This is a genomic window from Vibrio sp. L5-1, from assembly GCF_021728315.1.
Classification (GTDB): Bacteria; Pseudomonadota; Gammaproteobacteria; order Enterobacterales; family Vibrionaceae; genus Vibrio; species Vibrio splendidus_K.
The window spans coordinates 747,752-770,730 of sequence record NZ_JAKKCQ010000001.1; the positions used below are offsets into that span (position 1 = coordinate 747,752).

The 22,979-nt window shown below is 45.3% G+C and carries 18 protein-coding genes; 5 read left to right on the top strand and 13 right to left on the bottom strand.

Features of this window, described 5'->3' with window-relative positions:
* Positions 1-68: 68 nt before the first annotated feature.
* From L3V35_RS03115 to xsc, 9 genes are all read right to left on the bottom strand, one after another.
* Positions 69-641 carry a malate synthase gene (locus tag L3V35_RS03115; protein ID WP_017094519.1) on the bottom strand — a complete coding sequence of 191 codons (573 nt, stop codon included), beginning with the start codon at positions 639-641 and terminating at the stop codon, positions 69-71.
* A 236-nt stretch (positions 642-877) separates the two neighbouring features.
* A complete protein-coding gene (locus L3V35_RS03120; protein WP_237298342.1) occupies positions 878-1,798 on the bottom strand; it encodes a cache domain-containing protein in 921 nt (306 codons plus the stop codon).
* An 11-nt stretch (positions 1,799-1,809) separates the two neighbouring features.
* Positions 1,810-3,150 carry a TRAP transporter large permease gene (locus L3V35_RS03125; protein ID WP_004731904.1) on the bottom strand — a complete coding sequence of 447 codons (1,341 nt, stop codon included), beginning with the start codon at positions 3,148-3,150 and terminating at the stop codon, positions 1,810-1,812.
* A 37-nt stretch (positions 3,151-3,187) separates the two neighbouring features.
* Positions 3,188-3,730, bottom strand: coding sequence for a TRAP transporter small permease (locus tag L3V35_RS03130; RefSeq protein WP_237298343.1), 543 nt, complete (start codon positions 3,728-3,730; stop codon positions 3,188-3,190).
* 164 nt (positions 3,731-3,894) lie between these two features.
* On the bottom strand, positions 3,895-4,896 hold the full coding sequence (locus L3V35_RS03135; protein ID WP_065206980.1) for a TRAP transporter substrate-binding protein: 1,002 nt from the start codon (positions 4,894-4,896) through the stop codon (positions 3,895-3,897).
* Positions 4,897-5,013: 117 nt separating this feature from the next.
* A complete protein-coding gene (locus L3V35_RS03140) occupies positions 5,014-6,462 on the bottom strand; it encodes an FAD-binding oxidoreductase (protein ID WP_237298345.1) in 1,449 nt (482 codons plus the stop codon).
* 48 nt (positions 6,463-6,510) lie between these two features.
* Positions 6,511-6,948 (bottom strand): nuclear transport factor 2 family protein, encoded by a 438-nt coding sequence (locus L3V35_RS03145; RefSeq protein WP_017064287.1) that lies wholly within the window; start codon positions 6,946-6,948, stop codon positions 6,511-6,513.
* Positions 6,949-7,212: 264 nt separating this feature from the next.
* Entirely contained in the window at positions 7,213-8,028 is an 816-nt protein-coding gene (locus tag L3V35_RS03150) for an FRG domain-containing protein (RefSeq protein ID WP_237298347.1), read from the bottom strand.
* Positions 8,029-8,408: 380 nt separating this feature from the next.
* The gene (gene xsc, locus L3V35_RS03155; protein WP_004731917.1) at positions 8,409-10,220 is read right to left on the bottom strand and encodes a sulfoacetaldehyde acetyltransferase; all 1,812 of its coding nucleotides are present in this window, start codon (positions 10,218-10,220) and stop codon (positions 8,409-8,411) included.
* Positions 10,221-10,482: 262 nt separating this feature from the next.
* Between xsc and L3V35_RS03160 the strand changes: the two genes are divergently transcribed.
* Entirely contained in the window at positions 10,483-11,466 is a 984-nt protein-coding gene (locus L3V35_RS03160; protein ID WP_237298349.1) for a MoxR family ATPase, read from the top strand.
* A 3-nt stretch (positions 11,467-11,469) separates the two neighbouring features.
* Positions 11,470-13,188, top strand: coding sequence for a cobalamin biosynthesis protein CobT (locus tag L3V35_RS03165; protein ID WP_237298351.1), 1,719 nt, complete (start codon positions 11,470-11,472; stop codon positions 13,186-13,188).
* A gap of 84 nt (positions 13,189-13,272) precedes the next feature.
* Here the strand turns inward: L3V35_RS03165 and L3V35_RS03170 are convergent, their stop codons facing one another.
* Both L3V35_RS03170 and pta read right to left on the bottom strand, forming a co-directional pair.
* Positions 13,273-14,037, bottom strand: a complete 765-nt coding sequence (locus tag L3V35_RS03170; RefSeq protein ID WP_237298353.1) for a TSUP family transporter — start codon at positions 14,035-14,037, stop codon at positions 13,273-13,275.
* Positions 14,038-14,110: 73 nt separating this feature from the next.
* Positions 14,111-15,190, bottom strand: coding sequence for a phosphate acetyltransferase (gene pta / locus L3V35_RS03175; protein ID WP_237298355.1), 1,080 nt, complete (start codon positions 15,188-15,190; stop codon positions 14,111-14,113).
* Between the two features lie 153 nt (positions 15,191-15,343).
* On the opposite strand from pta, the gene L3V35_RS03180 reads away from it, so the two are divergent.
* Together L3V35_RS03180 and L3V35_RS03185 are read left to right on the top strand one after the other, a co-directional pair.
* Positions 15,344-16,126 carry an IclR family transcriptional regulator gene (locus L3V35_RS03180; RefSeq protein WP_016767893.1) on the top strand — a complete coding sequence of 261 codons (783 nt, stop codon included), beginning with the start codon at positions 15,344-15,346 and terminating at the stop codon, positions 16,124-16,126.
* Between the two features lie 182 nt (positions 16,127-16,308).
* Entirely contained in the window at positions 16,309-17,736 is a 1,428-nt protein-coding gene (locus L3V35_RS03185; RefSeq protein WP_237298357.1) for an NAD-dependent succinate-semialdehyde dehydrogenase, read from the top strand.
* A 196-nt stretch (positions 17,737-17,932) separates the two neighbouring features.
* On the opposite strand, the gene L3V35_RS03190 is transcribed toward L3V35_RS03185, so the two are convergent.
* Positions 17,933-20,116: a malate synthase G gene (locus L3V35_RS03190; RefSeq protein ID WP_237298359.1), complete on the bottom strand. Its 2,184-nt coding sequence runs from the start codon at positions 20,114-20,116 to the stop codon at positions 17,933-17,935.
* 117 nt (positions 20,117-20,233) lie between these two features.
* On the bottom strand, positions 20,234-21,187 hold the full coding sequence (locus tag L3V35_RS03195; RefSeq protein WP_017077357.1) for a LysR family transcriptional regulator: 954 nt from the start codon (positions 21,185-21,187) through the stop codon (positions 20,234-20,236).
* Positions 21,188-21,328: 141 nt separating this feature from the next.
* Between L3V35_RS03195 and L3V35_RS03200 the strand changes: the two genes are divergently transcribed.
* On the top strand, positions 21,329-22,927 hold the full coding sequence (locus L3V35_RS03200; RefSeq protein ID WP_017091722.1) for an isocitrate lyase: 1,599 nt from the start codon (positions 21,329-21,331) through the stop codon (positions 22,925-22,927).
* Positions 22,928-22,979 lie beyond the last annotated feature (52 nt).

The window sequence follows — 22,979 nt, forward strand, 5'->3', positions numbered from 1 at the left end:
AGAAATCAGTATTCAAATGTCAGTGCTACGTCTAGCAGAGCAGCACTTCACATTTCAAAGACAGCACATTAGATCGCGAAGCAAAAACCTAGGTTATAGTCTTCGCCATTTTTTGCCGTGAACTCTTTATCTTCACTTGAAGCGTTCGGTCGACCGCTTTCATCGCCTTTCACTAAGCTCACCCAGTGACGGATGCCAGAAGAACGGCTCGCCTCAGTTTGGCCAAACGTGGTGCATGTCTCTAACTGGATATCTTGAATATCAACCAATTCTAAGTAGCCAGTGCCTTTACGAGCACCGATTGTCACTTCAACGTGTGTACCGCTTTCATCACGAAATAGGATTGCTGAAGGCTTAGACTTATCGCCGGTGAAAGCAACAAAGTGCTTCGCTCGTTTTAGGCCAGTATGTTCGCCATTTTTAAAGTAAACCTGAACATGTCGGTAGTCAATCTCATAGCTCACTGCGTCTTCGTGTGAACCCGCCTCAAGAGGAAATAGAGTATCAAGCAACTGTTTCGCCATTTTTTGTTTTTCGAGCTGCTTGTCTGCTTTCACCATTTCTACGGCAAAGACAGCTTCAGCAATAAATGTTGAATGGTTTCTGTGAAGTTCTGTTTTGTCTAGTGTCAGCATATTCATAGTCTTTCCCTCTTACGGCTTTGAATTTCATGTCGGTCAAAAATCCTGATTGACCCTTTTCAAAATTGTTCTTTACTGTGTTGCTTCCATGTATTTCATACTACTTGTATTTTAAAAACAATTTCACAACAAAAATTTCACAGTGTTAATTTTACTAAATTGCTTTTTTACACAAACCGGTATTTTGAGCCCCCAGCCCTTTATCTAACTGGGTTGAGGACTCAGTAGAAACACTTTTACGTGTTGTTTGAATTTGTATAATAACCAACACCAACCAGCTTATTGTCGATCACTCGATAGTAAGTGTGCTTGGTTTCCACTTTGCTCGACAACGGGTTTAACCATTGATAAGTATAAACGCCTCGGCCATTTTCTTTGGCTAGGTTTAACATCTCAGTGAGAATTGGCTTATCGTCAGGGCTTAGGATTTCGTTGTGTGAACGCCCAACAAGCTCAGGGGATACACCGTGCGCGAGCAGCTTTCCAGAGCTCATATCCATCACGAACACATACAAGTCTCCCTCAACAAAGCTGCCTTCGGTATCATTGAACTCAGCGAGACTGTCCTGCTCTGATTCCACTATCGCGGTCATGGCTCTTGCCAATAACCGCTTAGCTTCTGTTGCACTAGAGCGTTCTGGGTAATACCCCACGGCAACAATCACATCACCCACACGTTCAAAGAAAGTGGTTTTAGGCTCGCCCATGCGGTCAGTCGGATTAGTCCAATGGTACTGAACTTCGCCAAACCCGTTGTGCACAGCCTTAGTGATCATTTCACGGAAAAAGGGATTACCGTAAACGTCTTGAGTATCCAAAACACTGTCGCCCACCAACACCATTGAAGAGCCTCCACTGGCAAGGAATTGGCCATCAATACCAAGAGCAAACACATAGAGCTCACCGTCTATATATTCGGCATCACTCATGAAGTCTTTGACACTCTCATCGCCATCCTTTTGTACATGGACAACCGCTTTAGCAAGCAGGGTTTTGGCTCTTCTTTCAGCATCGCTGACGACATGTGGCTCTGAAATATCGAGCACATTAACTGGCTCGTTTTCTTTTGCTGTTTCTGAATGTTCGGCACGTAATCCGATACCACTCACTACAGCAAATAAGGCGCAACCGATAATGATAATTCTGGATAGATTCATAGTTGTCTCTCCTAATAGCCCACTAAGGATGGTAGCCAAAGCGTAATTTGCGGGAAGAAAGCGATAACGAACACGCCAATAACGGACGCAAGCACAAAGGGATGGATCTTAGCGGTGATCTGTTCGACCGTGGCTCCGCCTATCCCCGAGGCGACAAAGATATTTTCACCGAGTGGCGGCGTAGCGAATCCTATCGAGAGCGTACATACCACCACAATACCAACGTGGGTAGGATCCGCGCCGAGCATGTACATAATTGGCAGCAAGACCGGTACGATAATCATGATCGCGGCTAACGTTTCCATGAACATGCCGACGAAAAGCAATAGCACAATAGTCAGTGCCCACACCATGTACATGTTGTCAGTGAAACCTAGCAATGACTCAGCCACCACCACCGGAATTTTTTGTTCGATTAACAAACGACCGAATACCGTTGCCGCGAATAGAATCAGCAACACACGTCCAGTGATCCATGTCGTTGTCGACAATGATTTAATCGTGCTTTTGAACGATAACTCTCGGTGAATAAACACCCCGACAAACAGTGAATAGAAGATAGCCACAACCGCTGATTCTGTTGGAGTGAACATGCCACTGTAGATGCCCCCGAGAATCAAAAACGGAGCCAGTATCGACCAAATACCACGACGTAAAGAATGTCTTACTTCGCCAAATGACCAGTTTTCAGTCAGCCCTTTGTAACCTTCACGTTTAGCAATAAAGTAGTTAGTGACCACTAGCGTCGACGCCATAATGAAACCCGGTACAACCCCAGCAACAAACAGTTTTGGAATAGATAGAGAGGCAAACTGTCCGTGTTGAGCAATGGCCTCTGGCGGTGCCATTAATCCCATAGCGGAGATGCCGAAAATAACTAGCGGGATCGATGGCGGAATAATGATACCCAATCCCCCTGAAGCGGCAGTCACCGCAGAGGCGTAGCTCTTATCGTAATCTCGCTTAACCATTGCAGGCACCATCAACATACCAACCGCAGCGGTCGTGGCAGGGCCTGAACCTGATATAGCTCCAAAGAAAAGACACGCCATTACCGTTGCAGCGCCAAGGCCACCCGTCACAGGGCCGGCTAAACTCTCGGCTATATCCACCAACCGTTTGGAGATACCCGCCGCCTCCATCAATGCACCGGCAAGAACAAAGGCCGGCAGCGCCATTAATGGGAAGTTACCCACCGAAGTAAACGCGATTTGTACTAAAGCAATGGGATTTTTGTCGAGCAACATATAGGCCGCCATTGAAGCGCCGGCCAGTGATACTGTGATTGGTGCACCCAGAATTAACAGGGTTAAGAAGCCACCAAATAAAATTAGAGTTAAATAGGATTCCATTATTACATCTCTCTATTACGGCTATTCTCTGTGACGGCTACTGTGATGACTTTTGTGCCGTCATTTTTCGCAGTTCTTTAACTTCTGGATCTTCGTTCTTAGCGCCTTTAAACAAACGCTCGTAGTTGTTCCAGATAATTCGAATCATCATCAACGAAAACGCGATAGGCAAAATCATATAGAAGTACTTCATTGGGATGCCTGTAGTTTGAGATTTCCAGAACAGGTTCATTTTGTTGAACACGAAATCGTAACTGAGATAGACAAAGTAACCGTTGAACATCAACCATAAGAAGTCAGCGATGGTTTCACAGACGGTCTGAACAATCGGAGGGAAGAACTTGAAGTGAAAACTGACTCGGTTATGCGCCGACATTTTGGCCGCCACAACGGCGCCTAGATAGGCAAACCAAACGAACATGTAAGTCGCGACTTCATCACCCCAAGGTATCGAGTAATCGAAAAGCTGACGAGTAAGGATTTGTGTGAACAGTAATAAGACAAAGCTTGCTAGCAACAGACAACAGGTATATTCCTCGATGTTGTTAAGATGCTTTTTTATAGTTTTAGCGACTGACATATAACCTCCAATGTTGATTTCCACATGACAACCAATCGCTCGCGGTACTAAAAAGATCAGGTACTGAACAGATCAACGAGTAAAGCCATGTAAAGGCCCTATCTCACTGTTCTATCGCTAGGTGATTAAGTAGCGGAGAACAGCAGATAGGGCGTATCTAATCGTTACTTTCTACCTAGTAACTCAAGAACGTCGTCTAGCTTGTCTTTGCCACCAATGCTTGAATAGAACTTAGGCCAAACTGATTTCGTTACCTTGCTGATCCACTCTTGTTCATTGTCTGCTGGGTCTGTGAATACCATGCCTTTTGCTTGTAGCTCTTCACGGATCTTGTTTTCAGTATTCTCTAGATAAGCAAAGCTGTGTTCTGTTGCTTCCTGACCCGCTTCAAGAATGATCTTTTGCATTTCCGGCGTCTGTTGCTGGAAGACCGTTTCACTCACGATTAGCGGCTCGAGTGAGAAGATGTAACGGAGGTTTGTGACGTACTTCTGTACTTCATTGAACTTCATCGCATGAACAGTGATGTATGGGTTGTCTTGACCATCAACCACGCCTTGTTGTAGGCCAGTAAAGGTTTCTGACCATGCCATTGGTGTTGGGTTTACGCCCCATGCTTGGTAAGAAGCAATCATGATTTCGTTACGAGGGACACGAATCACTAACCCTTTTAGATCGGCTGGCGAAGCTACGGCTTTTTTCGAGTTAGTCAAAACCCTAAAACCAGAATAAGCCCAACCTACGATGCGAACGCCTGCGTCACGGATAGTATTGTCGACAAGATCTTGACCGACTTGGCCTTGAGTTAATAGCACCGCTTCTTCTGCACTTTGAATAACATAAGGCATGGTCAGTAGACCAACAGTTGGAGAGAAAGGCGTCACGTTGTTGATCGCCAATACAGAGAAGTCGAGAAGGCCGATTGCCGCGTCGTTGACGGTATCTTGCTCATTGCCCAATTGACCATTCGGGAACAAGTCGATTTTGACTTTACCGTCTGTTTTTTGCTCCATCAATTCAGAAAATGATGTCGCTAGTTCCCACTGCGTACCACCAGCAGCATCGCCGATAGCCATTTTAAAATTTGCTGCTGCCGCGGTATGAGATAGCATCGCTGTTGCTACAATTGTGACGCCAGCAATAATTTTATTTTTAATAAATTTCATAGTCTTAACCTTTCATATCATACAGACTTCCTGCCTGTACTTTGCTCACAAGGTGACCTGGTACAACTTTCCTGGTCGTAGTTCTATTTCCCTATTTTGGAAACAATGTTCGAGTAGTTAAAGCACTTCATCCTTTAACGAATACCACTGATAAAGGAACTGTTGCCCTACTCTTCGAAATGGTGCAAACATCTCAGATTCCACCACTTCCCTCACGTTGGGGAACGGAAGTTTTGATTCAAATATTGGCAAGTCAAGCTTATGACCTTCACCTGCAATCCACTGAGCAAGGCGCTTGCCTGCTTGAGCGGAGTACATCACACCATTGCCGCCATACCCTAGTGCGTAGAATATGGATTGCTTTGGATTCGGCTGATAGATTCTTGGCATCATGTCGTGGCTAACATCAACCCAACCCCACCATGAATAATCGATTTTGATCTGATCGAGAGAAGGGAATTTTCGGGTTAAATCCGATCTCAACATATCTTCGTATTTCTTTTCAGGTGCGTTCTTGCCACTGATGGCACTGCGTGTACCTATCTGCACTCGGTTATCGGGTAACAAACGGTAGTAATGACGCAAGATCCTAGTATCAGTAATCACCTGATTGGTTTTGAAGTTACACGCAGCGATTTCGTCTTGAGTTAACGGACGCGTCACCATCGAGTTAGAAAGTACTGGCAATAAGCGATTCTTAAGCTCTGAATGCAAACCTTGGCTGGTATATCCGCCTGTACAAACACCGACAGAGCGAGCCTTTACAACACCACCAGGCGTTTTCAGGTAATGCACACCGTTGCGAGTTTCCCATCCCATCACAGGGCTTGCTGGGTGAACTTTTACGCCGAGTGCTCTCGCCTTTCTTAGATAACCAAATGCCAGTTTCCCTGCATGAATGCCAATACCTTCTGGCTCATGCATTGCGCCTGCCGCTTCTTGGTCACCAACGTAATCACGCTTTACGGTTTCCGCATCTAAGATCTGCGCATCGTAATCAAACGTGTCACGCAGCAACTTGGCTTCTTTCTCGAGCGTTGCCATCACTTTTGGACGGTGAGCAACGTATAAGTGGCCACCCGGTTGTGGGTCACAATCAATGTCTTTGATTAGAGACTTAAATGTGTTCATGCCGTCGACGCATTCGCGGTGCATTTTTAGCGCGGTTTCTAGTCCCCAGCGTTCAATCCACTGAGAACGCTTCAAACGTCCTGACGCACACTGAGCCTGACCACCATTTCGGGTACTGCAGCCCCAACTCATACGGTTGGCTTCAATCACAGTCGCTTTAATGCCGTACATTTCAGCAAGGTGTATCGCGGTACTTAGGCCTGTATAGCCTGAACCGATTATCGCCACATCAACATCCATATCCGATGTAATTGGGCCATCATCTTCAGGTGGTACGCCTGCGGTATCTACCCAATAAGTCGGGGCGTATTCCTTACCGTGACCTGGGCTCTTATCTTTAAGTGGATCGTATTTTGGATCGTATTTATCTTGTGCTTGGGTGCTTTTCACCTTTGGCGGCACATCGGCTGCCGGTTGTTCCATTACTAAACTCATAATTCGACTCTCCTAGTCATAACACGTGAACGGGTTGTGGTTTCGTGTCTAGCTCTTGGGAGTATTGTTGGGAGTCAAAAGAGGTCGTGTTTTACGGAAGGCATTTTTTACGCTGATTTTCCCATCTTTCAGGGTAAACACATCAACCATACGAGCTTCGATGACGGTGCCATCAGGGTTAGTCGCAGAGAACGTTGACTCACTCACCGCACGGTCGCCACACACAAAGTGGACAGGGTCGCTCCAGGCTGCATCTGGAAAGTTCTGCCAAACCAATTCAAAGCTATTGCGAACGGCTTCGTACCCTTCGATAGTGTTTCCAAGTTCGCCTTCTCCTGCCACGGTGTGGAAGACACAGTCTTCGGTCATAAACGACATTAGCGCTTCAATATCATGGTTATTCCATGCATCACTAAAAGACTGTAAAAAGGCGGTGTCGACTTGGTTTTCCAGCACGAATGTCGCTGCATTGGTTTGCATATTCATATTCCAGAATCCTTTATGTTTTCGTTATTGGTTTAAATTTCAGTAGCTTTGCGCTACTTTTTTATTAGAGTGTTTAAACTAGATCTGTGAAAATTTAACAACTTGATAACAAGATTCGCCACTCTAACTTCGAGTTACTTTATAAACAATCTTTAAGCTCACAGATTTCATCTTTTTATAAATTAATTGGTGTTCTAATTTTATTTATCTCGTAATCACTAGATTTATATGAGGTCTAAATAAAATCATTAGAAATATTAGACTTTAGTCGAAATCAAAATCTTGATGGTACTTTCGGCCATACTGCTCAAGCTGGCGATCATGAGTATTAACTTGTAACTCGATATTACCCTCGCCTTTTTTAATTACTTGATTGCTGTCTACATGGGCTTCATTTTTCAAATCAGCCAGTTTCTCTTCAATATATTCTGTCGGTTCATTTAAAACATTCATGGAGATTAATTCCTTTATCAGGTTTACTTTCGCTGACGGAAGAATATGAACGGATACTAGACCGTTTGAATATTCTTTCTCATCGTACAAAGGCTGAATGGCATCATTGCCATCTTCCTTAAATGGGTGAATGGAATACCACTTATCTTTTCGTTGCTCTTGCTGATCACAATCAGCCACATTGAATATCTGAATCCTATTGAGGTCACATGGTGAGTTGAAAACACTAACTTTATGATAATCAATGGCTTTAATAATATTGATACAGTCTTTACTTTGGCTATGACATACAGACCACAGCGCATTAATCAGGTTATCTGTCCATTCAAGTAAACGGGTTGGAAACCCCTGTTTCTTAGCTAAACACATCAGTAACCAATCGTTTATCTCGTGTGCACTCAACGAATGCCCACCATAAACTCTCACGGTCGAGAGAAGCTCTTGTTCGACACGGCGAATATTCTTTCGATTTGATCGGCCTAAGCTTGGCATCAGGTTATTATTTTCATAATCACACACGTTATAAATTAATCCACGGTGCCCACTACACTCTGTAATGAGTGAATCGGTTACTTCATACAGTTCGTCGAGTGAGCTTATATAACGTTTATTTTTCACAACACTCATACAATAAGTCACTTAAATTTATATTCGGTATAATCAAAAAATCAACAATCATGTTAATCAACGATCACGGTGATTAGTGGTTAAAATAATTTCAAAAAATGATAGTAGATATATATCTTAATTACTAACTAGTATTTACAGATCCATCCACTAAGAATCTATTCATAATAACGAGCGACAAAATTTATATAGCTAGAACCACTTAAATACTCATGGGGCATTTAATTAGTGTTCTAATGTTTAACGAGAAATTATTGAACTAAGCGTTTACGTTCTCCACTTAATTACTTTGCCAATAACCGTTCGTATTGCCCGACCACATTCTCGATAGCACTTTATCTAACACTCTCGAGAATGTGGTCGGGCGAACATCCTATGACTTATACGTAGTCTTTATATTTATCTAGGAAACGAACCGGTGTTGATAGTGCATCTCGGCGGAACGGGTCGCCCAATTCCTGAGTACACATGATTTCAATGATGGTTGTTTTGCCTTCGTTCATCTGCATGTCGATGGCTTTTTGCAGGGTTGGACCTACATCTTCTAGCTTATCAACCGTGATACCTTCAGCGCCCATTGCTCGTGCGATTTCTGCAAAGCTTTGGTTTTCAAGTTCACCAGCAACAAAGCGTCGGTTGTAGAAGTCGACTTGGTTCTTCTTCTCTGCACCCCATTGACGGTTGTGGAATACCACGGCTGTCACTGGAATGTTATGGCGAACACATGTCATGGTTTCCATCAAGCTCATGCCCCACGCACCATCGCCTGCATAAGAAATAGCGGGGCGATGAGGTGCCGCTGCTTTCGCACCAATGATGGTCGGGAACGCATAACCACAGTTACCGAAACTCATTGCAGCAAAGAAACTACGTGGTTTCTCAAAGCGTAAATAGCTGTTTGCCACTGAGTTGATGTTACCGATATCCGTCGAGACCATTACGTCTTCAGGCATCGCTTTTTCTAGCTCACGCAGTACTTGACGTGGGTGTAGATATTCACCACCAGAGAACGGAGTCTCGTGTGAGTTTTCTTCAATCATATCCAAGCTGAACGAGTCACGTTCGTGTGTCCACTCATCAAGCTCTTTTTCCCACAGTGCTTTCTCTGTTGCTACTGTATCTTGACGAGCGCCTTTGTTGTCATCACACAACAGTGCACGGCCTTCCAATCTTTCAGATAGAGCAACCGCAGCTGCTTTCGCATCGCCACAGATACCAACCGAAATCTTCTTAACGAGGCCAAGCATCTTGTTGTCGGCATCAATCTGAATGATTTTCGCGTTCTTCGGCCAATAGTCCATGCCATGTTGAGGCAAGGTACCAAATGGACCAAGACGTGTACCCAAAGCGATAACCACATCCGCTTGAGCCATCAATTTCATTGCTGCTTTCGAACCTTGGTAGCCTAAAGGACCACACCATAATGGGTGACTAGCAGGGAAAGAGTCATTGTGTAGGTAGCTGTTAACTACTGGGGCTCCTAGTCTTTCTGCTAATGCCGCACACTCTTGAACTGCATCTGCCATTACCACGCCGCCACCAGAAATGATGACTGGGAATTTCGCTTCAGCAATTAGGTCTGCTGCTTCATTCAGAGACTTCTCGCCACCTGGACCACGATCTAAACGCGCGGGTTTAGGGATCTCGGTTTGAGTTTCACCGTAGAAGTAGTCACGTGGAATATTCAGTTGAGTTGGACCCATTTCACTCATCGCGCGGTCAAAACATCGACCCGTGTATTCCGCCATACGGTCTGGGTGCGTTACGTGTCCTTGATACTTAGTGAACTCTTGGAACATTGGAAGCTGGTTACACTCTTGGAAACCACCTAAGCCCATTGTTTTAGTGCCTGTCTCTGGCGTCACAATTACGACCGGGCTATGTGCCCAGAACGCCGCAGCAATCGCAGTCACACAGTTACTAATACCTGGGCCATTTTGCCCGATTACCACGCCATGGCGACCCGATACACGAGAGTAACCATCTGCCATGTGAGCAGCGCCTTGCTCGTGTACTACTGGGACCAATCGAATGCCAGCAGGAGCAAAGATATCCATTGCGTCCATAAATGCCGACCCCATGATGCCGAACATATCGGTAACATCATTAGCAACCATAGTTTCAACGAACGCTTCTGATGGTGTCATTGTTACTGTGCCGGAAACAACCGTACGTTTTTCTTGCTCGCTCATTCTTCCATTCTCCTTGAGTTAACCAAAATTTCATTTTTCGGAATGAATTGTCTCTTTTTCGAATTCATTTTCACCTTAGTAGTAGAATTTTTGCGCGTCAACTTTTTATATTAAATTGGAACAATTCATTCTAATTAATAAAACTGGATCACATTATTGGTAGTTTTTCGTACAAAAAGTGCCGTTAACTTAACTGAAGCTGTTAATAATCGATGACATATCGCGATAGCAGCGACAAGTGATGAGTTATATAGAGGGAAAAATGATGAAAGAGGCGGAATTGATACCAACGCAACCAGTAAGTGTGAGAGAACGATTTGGGATCGACAGCAACCTAACCGTGATGGCATTTGAACATGCGGGCGAATATGTTCCTAAAGTCGATCCAAATTACTGTTTTGATCCTGAAGTGACGTTGGCTATATTGGCGGGATTCACCTCCAATCGTCGCACATTGATACAAGGCACACACGGAACGGGCAAGTCGTCTCACATTGAGCAAATTGCCGCAAGATTGAATTGGCCGTGTTTGAGGATCAACCTAGACGGACACTTAAGTCGCTTGGATTTCATAGGTAAAGACAGCATCGTCATTAGAGACGGAATGCAAGTAACAGAGTTTAAAGAAGGCATTCTTCCTCAGAGCATTCAACAACCCATCGCACTGATATTAGATGAATACGACGCTGGTCGCCCTGACGTGATGTTTGTGATTCAACAGCTATTAGAGCAAGACGGTAAATACACCTCTTTAGAACAAAACCGCGTGATCACTCCTCACCCTTCTTTCCGCCTGTTTGCTACCTGCAACACGCTTGGCTTGGGTAATTTTTCAGGTTTGTATTCGGGTACTCAAGTACTTAACCACAGTCAGTTAGATAGATGGAACATCATCGCTACACTCAACTATTTAGATCCACAACATGAAACTAAGATCGTGTTATCCAAGCTTCCAGATCTAAATAATGAAAGTGGCCGACAACTGGTTGAGAAAATGATCGCGACCGCCGGATTAACGCGTAACGGGTTTCGAGCTGGTGACCTTTCGACGGTGATGTCTCCGAGAACGGTGCTCACTTGGGCCGAAAACATCCAAATATTCGACGATGTAGCAACGGCATTTAGACTGTCATTCTTAAATCGCTGCGAAGACGAAGAGAAAGAGCTAGTCAGTGAATACTATTTCCGCTGCTTTGGTGAAGATCTAGAAACGCATGCTCAAAACTATTCGCACTCGGAGTCGTAAACCATGGCCAATGTTTCTTCTCAGCAGAAAAAGATCCTTGATCTTGGCGTGTCTGTCGCCAGAGCGATCAGTGGTGAGTTGAATCTGAATTATCGGGGGGAGCGTCTCTATAAAGGCAATATCCCCTGTTATTACCAGTCTGCACACACTAACGATCTCACCTTTGTGTCTCGCCATGAGCTGAAAAACAGCAAACTATCGATGCAAGGTAAGATCGATTCATCGGCACTGCGACTATTGCTTTCAGACGTTGACCTCCATTATTCATTACGCCCTCACAACGAAATAGAACGTCTGCTTTACGACTTCTGCGAACAGGTACGAATCGAATCACAAGTCCCGTCTTACCTAAAAGGCGTCACTAAGAGTATTCAATTCAACTTTGCGTATTGGAGCGACCAATATCATCAAAATGGCTTTACCGAATCACGAATAGGCATGTTGCTGTTTACACTGATGCAGGTCATCCACACCCGCTTGACTGGCGTCCCAGTTTCGGAGCCTATCGCTGAAACCATTGAATCGACTCGCGCCGGCATCGTACCTACTTTTGGTCACTGCCTGAAGCGCTTAAAGCAACATCGAGCCGACCAACAACAGTTTGCACACTGCGCTAACGAGCTTGCCGCCCTTGCACAAGAGTTAGTCATCCAAGAGCAAGAGAGCGATAGCTCGCCCACGCCAACGGTCGAAGAAGACATTAAGATCCTTGCGCAGCTTGCCCTTATCGTTGATGGCGACATTCAAGATCAAGACGTCGATACTGACATCACAGGCAGTAGTAAGGTATTCGAGCTTTCGGGCGCTAATTATCAGGTCTTTAATTCAGAATTTGATCAAGTCATCGCGGCAGACAAACTCGTCAGGCGCGCCCTATTACTCGAACTGAGACAAAAGCTGACTGATGACATCATGGCGAGACAAGTAAACACTCGCCGTTTAGCCGCTATGCTCACTAGCTTTGTTGCCACGCCACAAAGGAACCGACGTCAGGATCATTTAGAAGAAGGCATTGTTAACGCCACTACCATCACCAAGCTCATCACTTCGCCATTGGATCGCACTGTCTTTTATCAACCTGACATCGGCGCATCTCATCAATGTGCCATTACGTTTTTGATGGACTGCTCAGGCTCAATGCAGAAACACAGTCACAAGCTAAGCCTACTGATGGATACGATTCTCAAATCCGTTGGACTGGCCAACATTCCATTTGAGATCATTGGATTCACGACCAATAACTGGAACGGTGGAAAAGTTTATCGACAGTGGCTTAAACAAGGCCAACCAAAGCACCCAGGCCGGTTGAACGAAGTTCGGCACATCGTGTTTAAGGATTTTGATACACATTGGAGACGCTCTCGCCTAGGCATTGCTAGCCTTCGGAAAGCAGACATATTTAAAGAAGGGATTGATGGCGAAGCGGTGCAGTTCGCTAGCCAGCGGTTGCAGCAGCATAGCGCACAACGAAAGGCTTTAATCGTGTTCTCAGACGGCTGTCCGATGGATACCGCCACCAGCACCGCCAACGATCAGTTCTATTTGGATAACCATCTCAAACAAGTCATTGAACGCGAGTCGACCAAAAACGGTATTGAGATTCATGGCGTAGGGATGGGCGTCGATTTAAGCCCGTACTACCGCAGTAACATCACCTTAGATGTGCAGGAGAGCTGCTTATTTGGATTATCTAAGAGCGTATTTGAGATGCTAAAGCGCTGACGTGTCAGTAAGGAGGGCTTCATCAAGCATTAAACGAGAATCAAGCCCTCCTCTTTCAAAGATAATTTTGATAAAGAAAACGTTCTAAGCCAAAAACAACGACCATGCAGAGACCGCCATCAAGTACCCACCAATCAACATCAGCACCGTAAACACCAGCTTTCTTAATTGGTCATTAGACAACGGTGGCGGGAAACGTCGAGCAAACATCGTGACAAGCGCTACCAAGGGAATAGCAATAGCAGATAACCACAGTATGCTCTGTTCCATGTCGCCTGCAGCGTAGACATTGACAGTACGCGACATCGACGTACAAGCGAAAACCATCAGCAGTGTGCTTCGCACCAGATCGAGCGTAAAAGGCTGCCGATAGAGATGATAAACAATCGGAGGGCCCGCCATCCCAAATAACCCGCCCGCTAACCCAGAGCTAAAGCCTGAGACAAGGAAAGATACGGTTGCCGAGCGATCCTTTCTGGTTTTAGGTTTGAACATAAAACTCAAACCTGCGAATAGCACCATCGCACCCAATAGTCCTCGCAGGATATTGGTCGCAGAGTCACTCAACTCGTCCAGCAAGAACACCCCCATCGATACACCGGGAATAATACCGATGACTAACACCACCAGAATTTTGAGCTCCCCAAGCAGTGGCTTACCCATCAAAGCGACAAAGCAATTAAACAAAGTCACAATACTGACCACAGCAGCAATAACGGGTAAGGAAACCAGATTAAGACTGACCGTTAAACCAATTACAATGATCCCAAGACCAAACCCCGTGACGGTTTGGAAATAGGTACCCACCGCGATGGTGGCAAGAATGGCGAGTAAAACAGGTAACTCCATCAGCAATCCTAATTAGGTTGTTTAGGGTTTTATTTTGGGTGCAAGATTCAGTATTAACTTCGGGAGCTAAATGTTAATACCTAAAATCAAACGTCGACTCTTCTCTTTCTTCAACATCAGCTTCAATATCAATATCAGCGTTAGAATCAGACACTTTCCCTTGCTGCGCTTGTACCGCGGTCACCGCGATCACATTAAAGATATCTTGCGCACTACACCCTCTTGATAAGTCATTGGCAGGTTGATTCAGGCCTTGTAATAACGGTCCAATCGCAACTGCCCCACCTAACCTTTCCGCAAGCTTATAACCAATATTGCCTGCTTCTAAATTGGGGAATATCAACACGTTCGATTGACCTTTCACCTCTGAATCTGGCAACTTTTTCGCGGCAATCTCAGTCACAATCGCGGCATCGAGTTGAACATCCTGATCGACAGCTATTCCGGGGCAACGTTGTTTAACTAACTGAGCGGCATTACGAACCTTATCGACTGATTCGTGTTTCGCACTGCCGTTGGTAGAGAACGACAGCATTGCCACTTTCGGTTCTTCCATCAACAGCGTTTGAGCACTATTTGATGCCGCTACGGCAATCGATGCCAACTCGGTTTCATTGGGGTTAATCACCAACCCACAGTCACTGAAAATCATGCCGCCTTTAAGATTATGGAAAGGCTCACACAACATCATCAGAAAGAAACTGGACACCAATTCACTGTCTGGCGCGGGGCCGATAATCTGAAGCGCAGCTCGCACCACATCAGACGTGGTATAAACCGCACCATTAACTGTGCCATCCACCAGCCCCTCTCTGACCATCAAATTGGCAAAAACGAGTGGGTCTAGAACCAGCTCTAGCGCGTCATCGTAAGTCATACCTTTCGCTTTTCTTAATGTATACAACCGCTCAGCGAGCACTTCTTTGAGTGATGACGCTTGTGGGGAGACAATGTGAATGCCTACAAGATCAATGTGATGTAATTCTGCAGCAGCGATGATCGCCGGTTCATCCCCTACTAGGGTGATGTGAGCGAGCTGTTTGTCTATCGCCATTCTTGCGGCTGCTAGTACTCGCGGGTCCTCAGCTTCACTCAAAACCACTCGCTTACGATCTAAGTGAGCCTTATCAATAATCCGTTCAATCGCCTTCATCTTAAATTCCATTTATTGAGATTAATTGTTCCATAATTTATATTTATATTATTGGAATAATAAAAAAGGTCAAATTTTATTCAGATAATTGAAGATTAATGATTTGGTATGTACACTCTTAAGCATAGACATATCGCAAGGATGGATCATTATATGCAAACAGAAACACCACCAGTTCAAGGGGATACACCGACTCTCCGACTTTTTGCACTATTAGAGGTGATAGCGCAAAAAGACGAGTTTATTTCTCTTCAAGGATTAGTCGAAGAAACTGGACTGCCAAAACCGACCCTGCACCGAATGCTTCAGCAGTTAGAAGCGGCAGGCATCATTCAAAGAGACGGCGATGAGAAGCACTACAGCTCAGGTATTCGACTCAGAAAGCTTGCCGAAAACCTATTGTTGAATAGCACCATGCATAGTGCCCGACGCACTATTCTTGAAAACCTGAGAGCAGAAGTTGGCGAAAGCTGTAACCTAACGGCGCTATCAAGTGGCGAGATCATCTATCTTGATCGCGCAGAAACTGAAGCACCCCTTCGTTTTCATCTACACCCAGGTTCTCGCGTCCCAGTGCATTGCTCAGCAAGCGGAAAACTGTTTTTGGCGCACATGTCTAAGTCACAGCGCAGACGATTAATTGAAAATGTGCCACTGACTCAATACACCGTGAACACCATTACCGACTATTCGATGTTAGAGAAAGACATCGAAGAAGCGAAAATCCAAGGCTTTGCGATTGATGACGAAGAATTTTTGCCGGGCTTAGTCTGTATCGCCGTGCTAATCCCGTCATCTACGGGTCAATCAAACCTCGGCCTCGCAATACAAGCACCTGTCATTCGATTAAGACCAGATGAAGCGATTAAATTCTTACCGGCGCTTCAAAAAGCGGCAAAAGCGCTCGCAAAAATAGAATCTGATAATTGGGGTTAGTTTTGATAATTTCAGCTTAACAGTAGGTTCTGGCTTTCAGTACATATTGAAGCCAGTTGCCCCGTTGTCACTGTATTCGGCTAAACGGTATTCGGCCAAACGATGTTTGGTCGAAATCATTTTAACGCCCGCATTTATCATAAACAGCAACATACTTAAGTAATCACGACAAAGGAAACACGATGCTAAACATTAACAACAAGCACTTACTCTCTTTTATGGTGACAGAACCAACAAACGCTGTTTCGGTAACAAACCCGGCAACTGGGGAACTCGTAGGGCATGCACCTATTTTATCTGCGTCTGAATTAACAAGTGCTATCGAACGCGCTCACATAGCACAAAAAGAGTGGGCTCAAGTACCTGCTAAATCTCGCGCCGCATTACTTCATCGCTGGCATCAGCTGATCCTCGAAAACAAAGATGATCTTGCTCGGCTAATGACGATTGAACAAGGCAAACCGTTAGCCGAAGCAAAGGGCGAGATCGTTTATGGTGCGAGTTTTATAGAGTGGTTCGCCGAAGAAGCGAAGCGAACCTATGGCGATTCAATCCCGAGTACAGTCGCGGGCAAACGCTTAGTTACGATCAAGCAACCTATTGGAGTGGCTTGTGCCATTACCCCATGGAACTTTCCAACGGCGATGATCACGCGTAAAGCCGCACCTGCCTTAGCCGCGGGTTGTAGCTTTGTCGTGAAGCCGTCAGATGAAACACCGCTTTCTGCGTTTGCCGTGGTTGAGCTCGCTTATCAAGCCGGCATCCCCAAGGACCTACTTCAAGTCGTACTCGGTGAAAGCCCAGAGCAAGTGGGTGGTCTTTTCACCTCACACCCACTGATTAAAAAAATCTCTTTTACTGGTTCTACCCGAGTCGGCAGTATCTTGATGGCTCAAGCGGCGAAAGGCATCAAGCGCACCTCAATGGAGCTCGGTGGCAACGCTCCTTTTATTGTGTTTGACGATGCCGATATCGACGCGGCCGTTCAAGGCGCAATGGCGTCAAAATTCCGTAATGCGGGACAAACATGTGTCTGTGCAAACCGTTTCTATGTTCACAGTAAAGTATACGATGAGTTCGTGGCTAAATTCGATCAAGCGGTTCAACAGCTTAAGATTGGTAACGGTTTGGACGAAGGCGTAACGGTTGGCCCTGTTATCAATGAAGGTGCTAAGCAAAACATCCAAGGATTGATAAACCGAGCTATTGAACAAGGTGCTAAACCTGTGACGCCACTTCAACAGCTTGATGGACTCTTCCTTCAGCCCGTTGTTCTTAAAGATGTAAAACACAGCATGGACATCGTTCAACAAGAGATTTTTGGCCCAGTCGCACCCGTGATGCAATTCGATACCGACGAAGAGCTCATCGAGATGGCCAACGATACAATTTACGGTTTAGCATCATACTTCTATAGCCAGAATATCCACCGTGTATGGAAAATCGCAGAAGCGCTTGAGTACGGAATGGTCGGCATCAATGATGGATTGATCTCTACCGAAGTCGCCCCTTTCGGTGGTGTTAAGCAATCAGGTATTGGCCGTGAAGGTGCCAAAGAAGGCATCGATGAGTACATGGACATTAAATATCTGTGTTTTGGTAGTAACTAGGTTCTGGCAGTGATTAGGGCTCGGAAATAATTAAGTCTTAGTGATCACTAACCTGCCCCAGTCTCCACCTTTCCCACCACAAAAATGAATCAAAAAAAAAGCCGCGCTATAAAAGCGCGGCACCTTGGGCTCGGTTAAAGGGGGTTTCTTTTTTTTAGTATTTTACATTCTCTGTTTTTGTTATTGGGTTGCTTCTCTATCCCTGCGCTTTCAGTTTTAGACGCATCGCATGCAGCACTGGTTCAGTGTAACCACTTGGTTGAGCACAACCTTCGAATACCAACTGACACGCTGCTGAAAAGGCAATGCTGCTTTCAAAGTCAGGTGCCATATTACGGTAGCTCGGGTCGCCAGCATTTTGCTCATCAACCACTGCGGCCATGCGCTTCATGGTTTTCATTACTTGGGCTTCATTACAAATCCCATGACGTAACCAGTTCGCAATGTGTTGGCTCGAAATACGCAGCGTAGCGCGGTCTTCCATCAAACCTACATCGTTAATATCTGGCACCTTAGAACACCCGACGCCTTGGTCAATCCAACGCACTACATAACCAAGAATACCTTGCGTATTGTTGTCCAATTCGTTTTGGATATCTTGAGCGGTCAGCTTTTGATTACCTAGCAATGGGATAGTAAGAATATCGTCAACATTTGCTCTCTCACGCTCACGAAGCTCTTTCTGGCGACTTGGTACACTCACCTTGTGATAGTGCAAGGCATGCAGAGTCGCGGCAGTTGGAGAAGGAACCCAAGCAGTATTTGCGCCCGCTTGTGGATGTCCGATTTTCGCGTCCATCATCTTCGCCATATTGTCTGGCTCTGGCCACATACCTTTACCAATCTGGGCTTTACCTTGCAGGCCACAAGCTAAGCCAAGATCAACGTTCTGATCTTCGTATGCACCAATCCAAGTCATGGTTTTCAGCTGTGTTTTAGGCGCAAACGGGCCAGCTTCCATACTGGTATGAATTTCATCACCGGTTCGGTCTAAGAAACCAGTATTGATAAATACAACACGGTCTTTGGCGGCGCGAATACATTCTTTAAGGTTAACCGAAGTACGACGCTCTTCGTCCATGATACCGACTTTAATCGTGAATCGGTCTAGCCCTAATGCATCTTCAATACGGCCAAACAGCTCATTGGTGAACGCGACTTCTTCTGGTCCATGCATCTTAGGTTTCACGATGTTGATGCTGTTCGCGGTCGAGTTTTGGTAAGCACTGTTCCCTTTTAAATCGTGCATTGCGATTAGAGAGGTGACCATGCCATCCATAATGCCTTCAGGGACTTCGTTACCGTCAGCATCAATAATGGCAGGGTTGGTCATCAGGTGGCCCACATTGCGTATGAACAACATGCTGCGACCTTTAAGCGAGATCTCGCCCCCCGTCACACTGGTGTATTGACGATCTGGGTTTAGGTTACGAACGATGGTTTTGCCATTTTTCTCTAGCGACTCTTGTAGGTCACCTTTCATCAAGCCTAACCAGTTGCGGTAAGCCAATGCTTTATCTTCACCATCAACCGCAGCTACCGAGTCTTCGCAATCCATAATGGTGGTTAGAGCCGATTCGACCAGCACATCTTTAATGCCAGCTACATCGACGCTACCAATCGGTGCGCTTGGGTCAATTTGAATTTCGATATGTAGATTATTGTGTTTCAGCAGAATGCTTGAAGGGGCACTCGCATCACCTTGATAACCAATGAACTGGTTGCGATCAATCAGAGTGACTTCTTCACCGTTATCTAAGGTCGCTGTCAGTGTATTGCCAATACTGACGTTGCTGATGCTGTATTTGGTCACGTCTTTATGAGAGACACCGTTTAACGGTGCAGCGTCATCAAGGAAACCTCGAGCGTAGCTCACGACTTTAGCGCCACGAACAGGGTTAAAGCTTCCACCTTTCTCTGCACCGTCGCTTTCGCTGATGACATCCGTTCCGTAGAGCGCATCGTATAAACTGCCCCAACGTGCATTGGCCGCGTTAAGTGCAAAACGTGCATTCATAATAGGTACAACAAGCTGTGGACCCGCTTGTGTTGCAATTTCAGGCTCAACGCTTGCAGTGGTGACTTGAAAGTCTTCGCCCTCAGGGACTAAGTAGCCAATCTGCTGTAAGAACTGTTTGTACTCAGCCGCATCCAAAGTCTGTCCCGCACGCTCTTGGTGCCAAACGTCAATTTGATGTTGAAGATCTTCACGCTTGATAAGCAGTGCGCGGTTCTTGGGAGCCAAGTCTTCAAGGATTGTTGCAAATGATTGCCAAAAGTCTTCAGCAACAATGCCTGTTCCAGGAATTACCTGCTCATTAATTAATTGGTAGAGGGTGCTATCAATGTTCAAGCTTCCCTGTTGAATACGACTGCTCATAAAATCTCTCTCAAGCTAACTGATGACTACTCAATAAATTTACGCAACCGACATAAATTTAGCTAATTTATGCCGTTTATACTGGATATTCACATAAAAAATACCCTACAAACTGTGTTATTCCGTCACGCCACTCTCGATTTCATTAGCGACACTTTTAATCAAGCGACGCATCCACTGGTGGTCTGGATTGGTTTGCAACAATGGACTCCATGCCATCTTCACCTCAAAAGGTTCAATCGCAAATGGCGCAGGTTTGATCAACAACCTAGGATTATTACGCTGCAATTGTGCAGCTTTGGTTGGAATGGTAAGAATCAAATTTTTCTGTTGAGCGAACAAAATCGCCGACAAGTAGTGTCGAGTAAACACCGTAATATTGCGTGTTTTACCAATACGCATTAGTGCTTCATCTATCCAACCCAGCTTTTGTGCTTCGCTTGGGTTGATCCCAACTCCGGTTCCCATACCTGTCTTGCTTACCCAGATATGTTGCGCCTTTAGATAAGACAAAATATCAAAGTTGTCGGCTATTGGGTTGTCACAACTAAATAGACAAGAAAACCCGTCGTGCCAAAGGCTCATCTGGTGAAACGACTGTGGAATATCGTCAAAACGGTTGATGATAATATCAACAGTGCCTTGCTCTACATCCTGATAACTCACGTCACTTGGCGTCATGATATCCAGTCGTATTTTCGGTGCGATCTCGCTTAACCTTTTCAAAAGAGGTTGAATAATGGTCGACTCAGCATAATCACTCGCCATGATACGAAACACGCGTTCACTGTCTTCTGCATTAAATTCCGTGGTCGGCTGCAGTGTCTTCTCTACATTAACCAAGATGTTTCGAATCAGTGGCTGCAACTTATGTGCTCGTTCGGTCGGTATCATCCCTTCACTTGTTCTCACCAATAGCGGATCTTCAAACAGATCACGCAATCGGCGTAGGCCATTACTCATGGCTGGCTGAGTAATACCCAGTTGATTTGCTGCACGCGTTACGTTTCTTTCACGTAGCAACATGTCTAAATACACGAGTAAATTAAGGTCTACACGAGCAATATTCATAAGAAAAATACCGAATATAATAACTATAAATTAACAAAATTATCACATACATGGTTATTCTTTGTCCATGGTTAGATTTAATCCAAATCAAATGACCTCGCCAAATTGGCCAACATGTCCACGTGAAACTAAGGAATAGTTATGTCGCAAATTACACAAGATATCGAAAAGATTGAAGTTGCAAAAAGCGCTGCTGGTGCTCCATGGGATGCAATTAACCCAGAATCTGCAGCCCGTATGCGAGCTCAAAACAAATTCAAAACAGGTCTGGATATTGCGCAATACACGGCAGATATTATGCGTGCAGACATGGCGGCTTACGACGAAGACAGCTCTCAATACACTCAATCTCTGGGTTGCTGGCATGGTTTCATCGGCCAACAAAAGCTGATTTCGATTAAAAAGCACTTTGATGGCAAGACAGACCGTCGTTACCTATACCTTTCAGGTTGGATGGTCGCGGCACTTCGCTCTGACTTCGGTCCACTTCCAGACCAATCTATGCATGAGAAAACGTCAGTTGCTGGCCTAGTAGAAGAGCTATACACCTTCCTACGCCAAGCAGATGCTCGTGAACTAGGTGGCTTATTCCGTCAACTAGATGCGGCACGTGAAGCTGGCGATGTGAATCTACAAGACCGAATCCAAGACAAAATCGACAACCATGTAACACACGTAGTGCCAATCATTGCCGATATCGATGCAGGTTTCGGTAACGCAGAAGCGACTTACCTAATGGCTAAGCAGATGATTGAAGCGGGTGCATGTTGTCTACAAATCGAAAACCAAGTAGCCGATGAGAAGCAATGTGGTCACCAAGACGGCAAAGTAACGGTTCCGCATGCTGACTTCCACGCAAAACTTCGCGCACTTCGTTACGCTTTCCTTGAACTAGGCATCGACAACGGCGTTATTGTTGCTCGTACCGATTCACAAGGTGCTGGTCTAACAAAAGAAATCGCAGTAGTGAAAGAACCTGGCGACCAAGGTGACATCTACAACTCATACCTAGATGTTGAAGAGATCGATGTTGCAGATATGGCTGAAGGTGATGTTTGCTTCAACCGTGACGGCAAGCTAGTTCGACCTAAGCGTTTGCCTTCAGGCTTATACCAATTCCGCGAAGGTACAGGTGAAGACCGTTGTGTATTCGACTGTATTGAAGCAATCAACGCGGGTGCTGACCTTCTTTGGATTGAGACTGAGAAACCACACATCGGTCAAATCAAAGAGATGATGGACGGCGTACGTGAAGTTCACCCTAACGCTAAGCTGGTATACAACAACTCTCCATCATTCAACTGGACGCTAAACTTCCGTCAACAAGCATACGATGCGTTGGCTGCAGAAGGTAAAGATGTATCAGCATACGACCGTGCAAGCCTAATGAGTGCGGAATACGATGAAACTGAACTCTCTGCAAGCGCTGACGAGAAGATTCGTACATTCCAAGCCGATGCATCACGTGAAGCAGGTATTTTCCACCACTTGATTACACTACCTACATACCACACTGCAGCGCTGTCTACTGACAACCTTGCGAAAGAGTACTTCGGTGACCAAGGCATGTTGGGTTACGTTGCGAATGTTCAACGTAAAGAAATCCGTCAAGGCATTGCATGTGTTAAACACCAAAACATGTCTGGTTCAGACATGGGTGATGACCACAAAGAGTACTTTGCTGGTGAGAATGCACTAAAAGCAGCAGGTGAAGCGAATACATCGAATCAATTTGATTAGTCGCTAACACTTTTGATTAATCGCTAAGACTAAAGCCTCCCCCGCCCTTCTC

Bases quoted from the DNA above. Each gene is read 5' to 3' on its own strand.
- L3V35_RS03115 (WP_017094519.1), bottom strand. From the start codon at position 641: ATGAATATGCTGACACTAGACAAAACAGAACTTCACAGAAACCATTCA.
- L3V35_RS03120 (WP_237298342.1), bottom strand. From the start codon at position 1,798: ATGAATCTATCCAGAATTATCATTATCGGTTGCGCCTTATTTGCTGTA.
- L3V35_RS03125 (WP_004731904.1), bottom strand. From the start codon at position 3,150: ATGGAATCCTATTTAACTCTAATTTTATTTGGTGGCTTCTTAACCCTG.
- L3V35_RS03130 (WP_237298343.1), bottom strand. From the start codon at position 3,730: ATGTCAGTCGCTAAAACTATAAAAAAGCATCTTAACAACATCGAGGAA.
- L3V35_RS03135 (WP_065206980.1), bottom strand. From the start codon at position 4,896: ATGAAATTTATTAAAAATAAAATTATTGCTGGCGTCACAATTGTAGCA.
- L3V35_RS03140 (WP_237298345.1), bottom strand. From the start codon at position 6,462: ATGAGTTTAGTAATGGAACAACCGGCAGCCGATGTGCCGCCAAAGGTG.
- L3V35_RS03145 (WP_017064287.1), bottom strand. From the start codon at position 6,948: ATGAATATGCAAACCAATGCAGCGACATTCGTGCTGGAAAACCAAGTC.
- L3V35_RS03150 (WP_237298347.1), bottom strand. From the start codon at position 8,028: ATGAGTGTTGTGAAAAATAAACGTTATATAAGCTCACTCGACGAACTG.
- xsc (WP_004731917.1), bottom strand. From the start codon at position 10,220: ATGAGCGAGCAAGAAAAACGTACGGTTGTTTCCGGCACAGTAACAATG.
- L3V35_RS03160 (WP_237298349.1), top strand. From the start codon at position 10,483: ATGATGAAAGAGGCGGAATTGATACCAACGCAACCAGTAAGTGTGAGA.
- L3V35_RS03165 (WP_237298351.1), top strand. From the start codon at position 11,470: ATGGCCAATGTTTCTTCTCAGCAGAAAAAGATCCTTGATCTTGGCGTG.
- L3V35_RS03170 (WP_237298353.1), bottom strand. From the start codon at position 14,037: ATGGAGTTACCTGTTTTACTCGCCATTCTTGCCACCATCGCGGTGGGT.
- pta (WP_237298355.1), bottom strand. From the start codon at position 15,190: ATGAAGGCGATTGAACGGATTATTGATAAGGCTCACTTAGATCGTAAG.
- L3V35_RS03180 (WP_016767893.1), top strand. From the start codon at position 15,344: ATGCAAACAGAAACACCACCAGTTCAAGGGGATACACCGACTCTCCGA.
- L3V35_RS03185 (WP_237298357.1), top strand. From the start codon at position 16,309: ATGCTAAACATTAACAACAAGCACTTACTCTCTTTTATGGTGACAGAA.
- L3V35_RS03190 (WP_237298359.1), bottom strand. From the start codon at position 20,116: ATGAGCAGTCGTATTCAACAGGGAAGCTTGAACATTGATAGCACCCTC.
- L3V35_RS03195 (WP_017077357.1), bottom strand. From the start codon at position 21,187: ATGAATATTGCTCGTGTAGACCTTAATTTACTCGTGTATTTAGACATG.
- L3V35_RS03200 (WP_017091722.1), top strand. From the start codon at position 21,329: ATGTCGCAAATTACACAAGATATCGAAAAGATTGAAGTTGCAAAAAGC.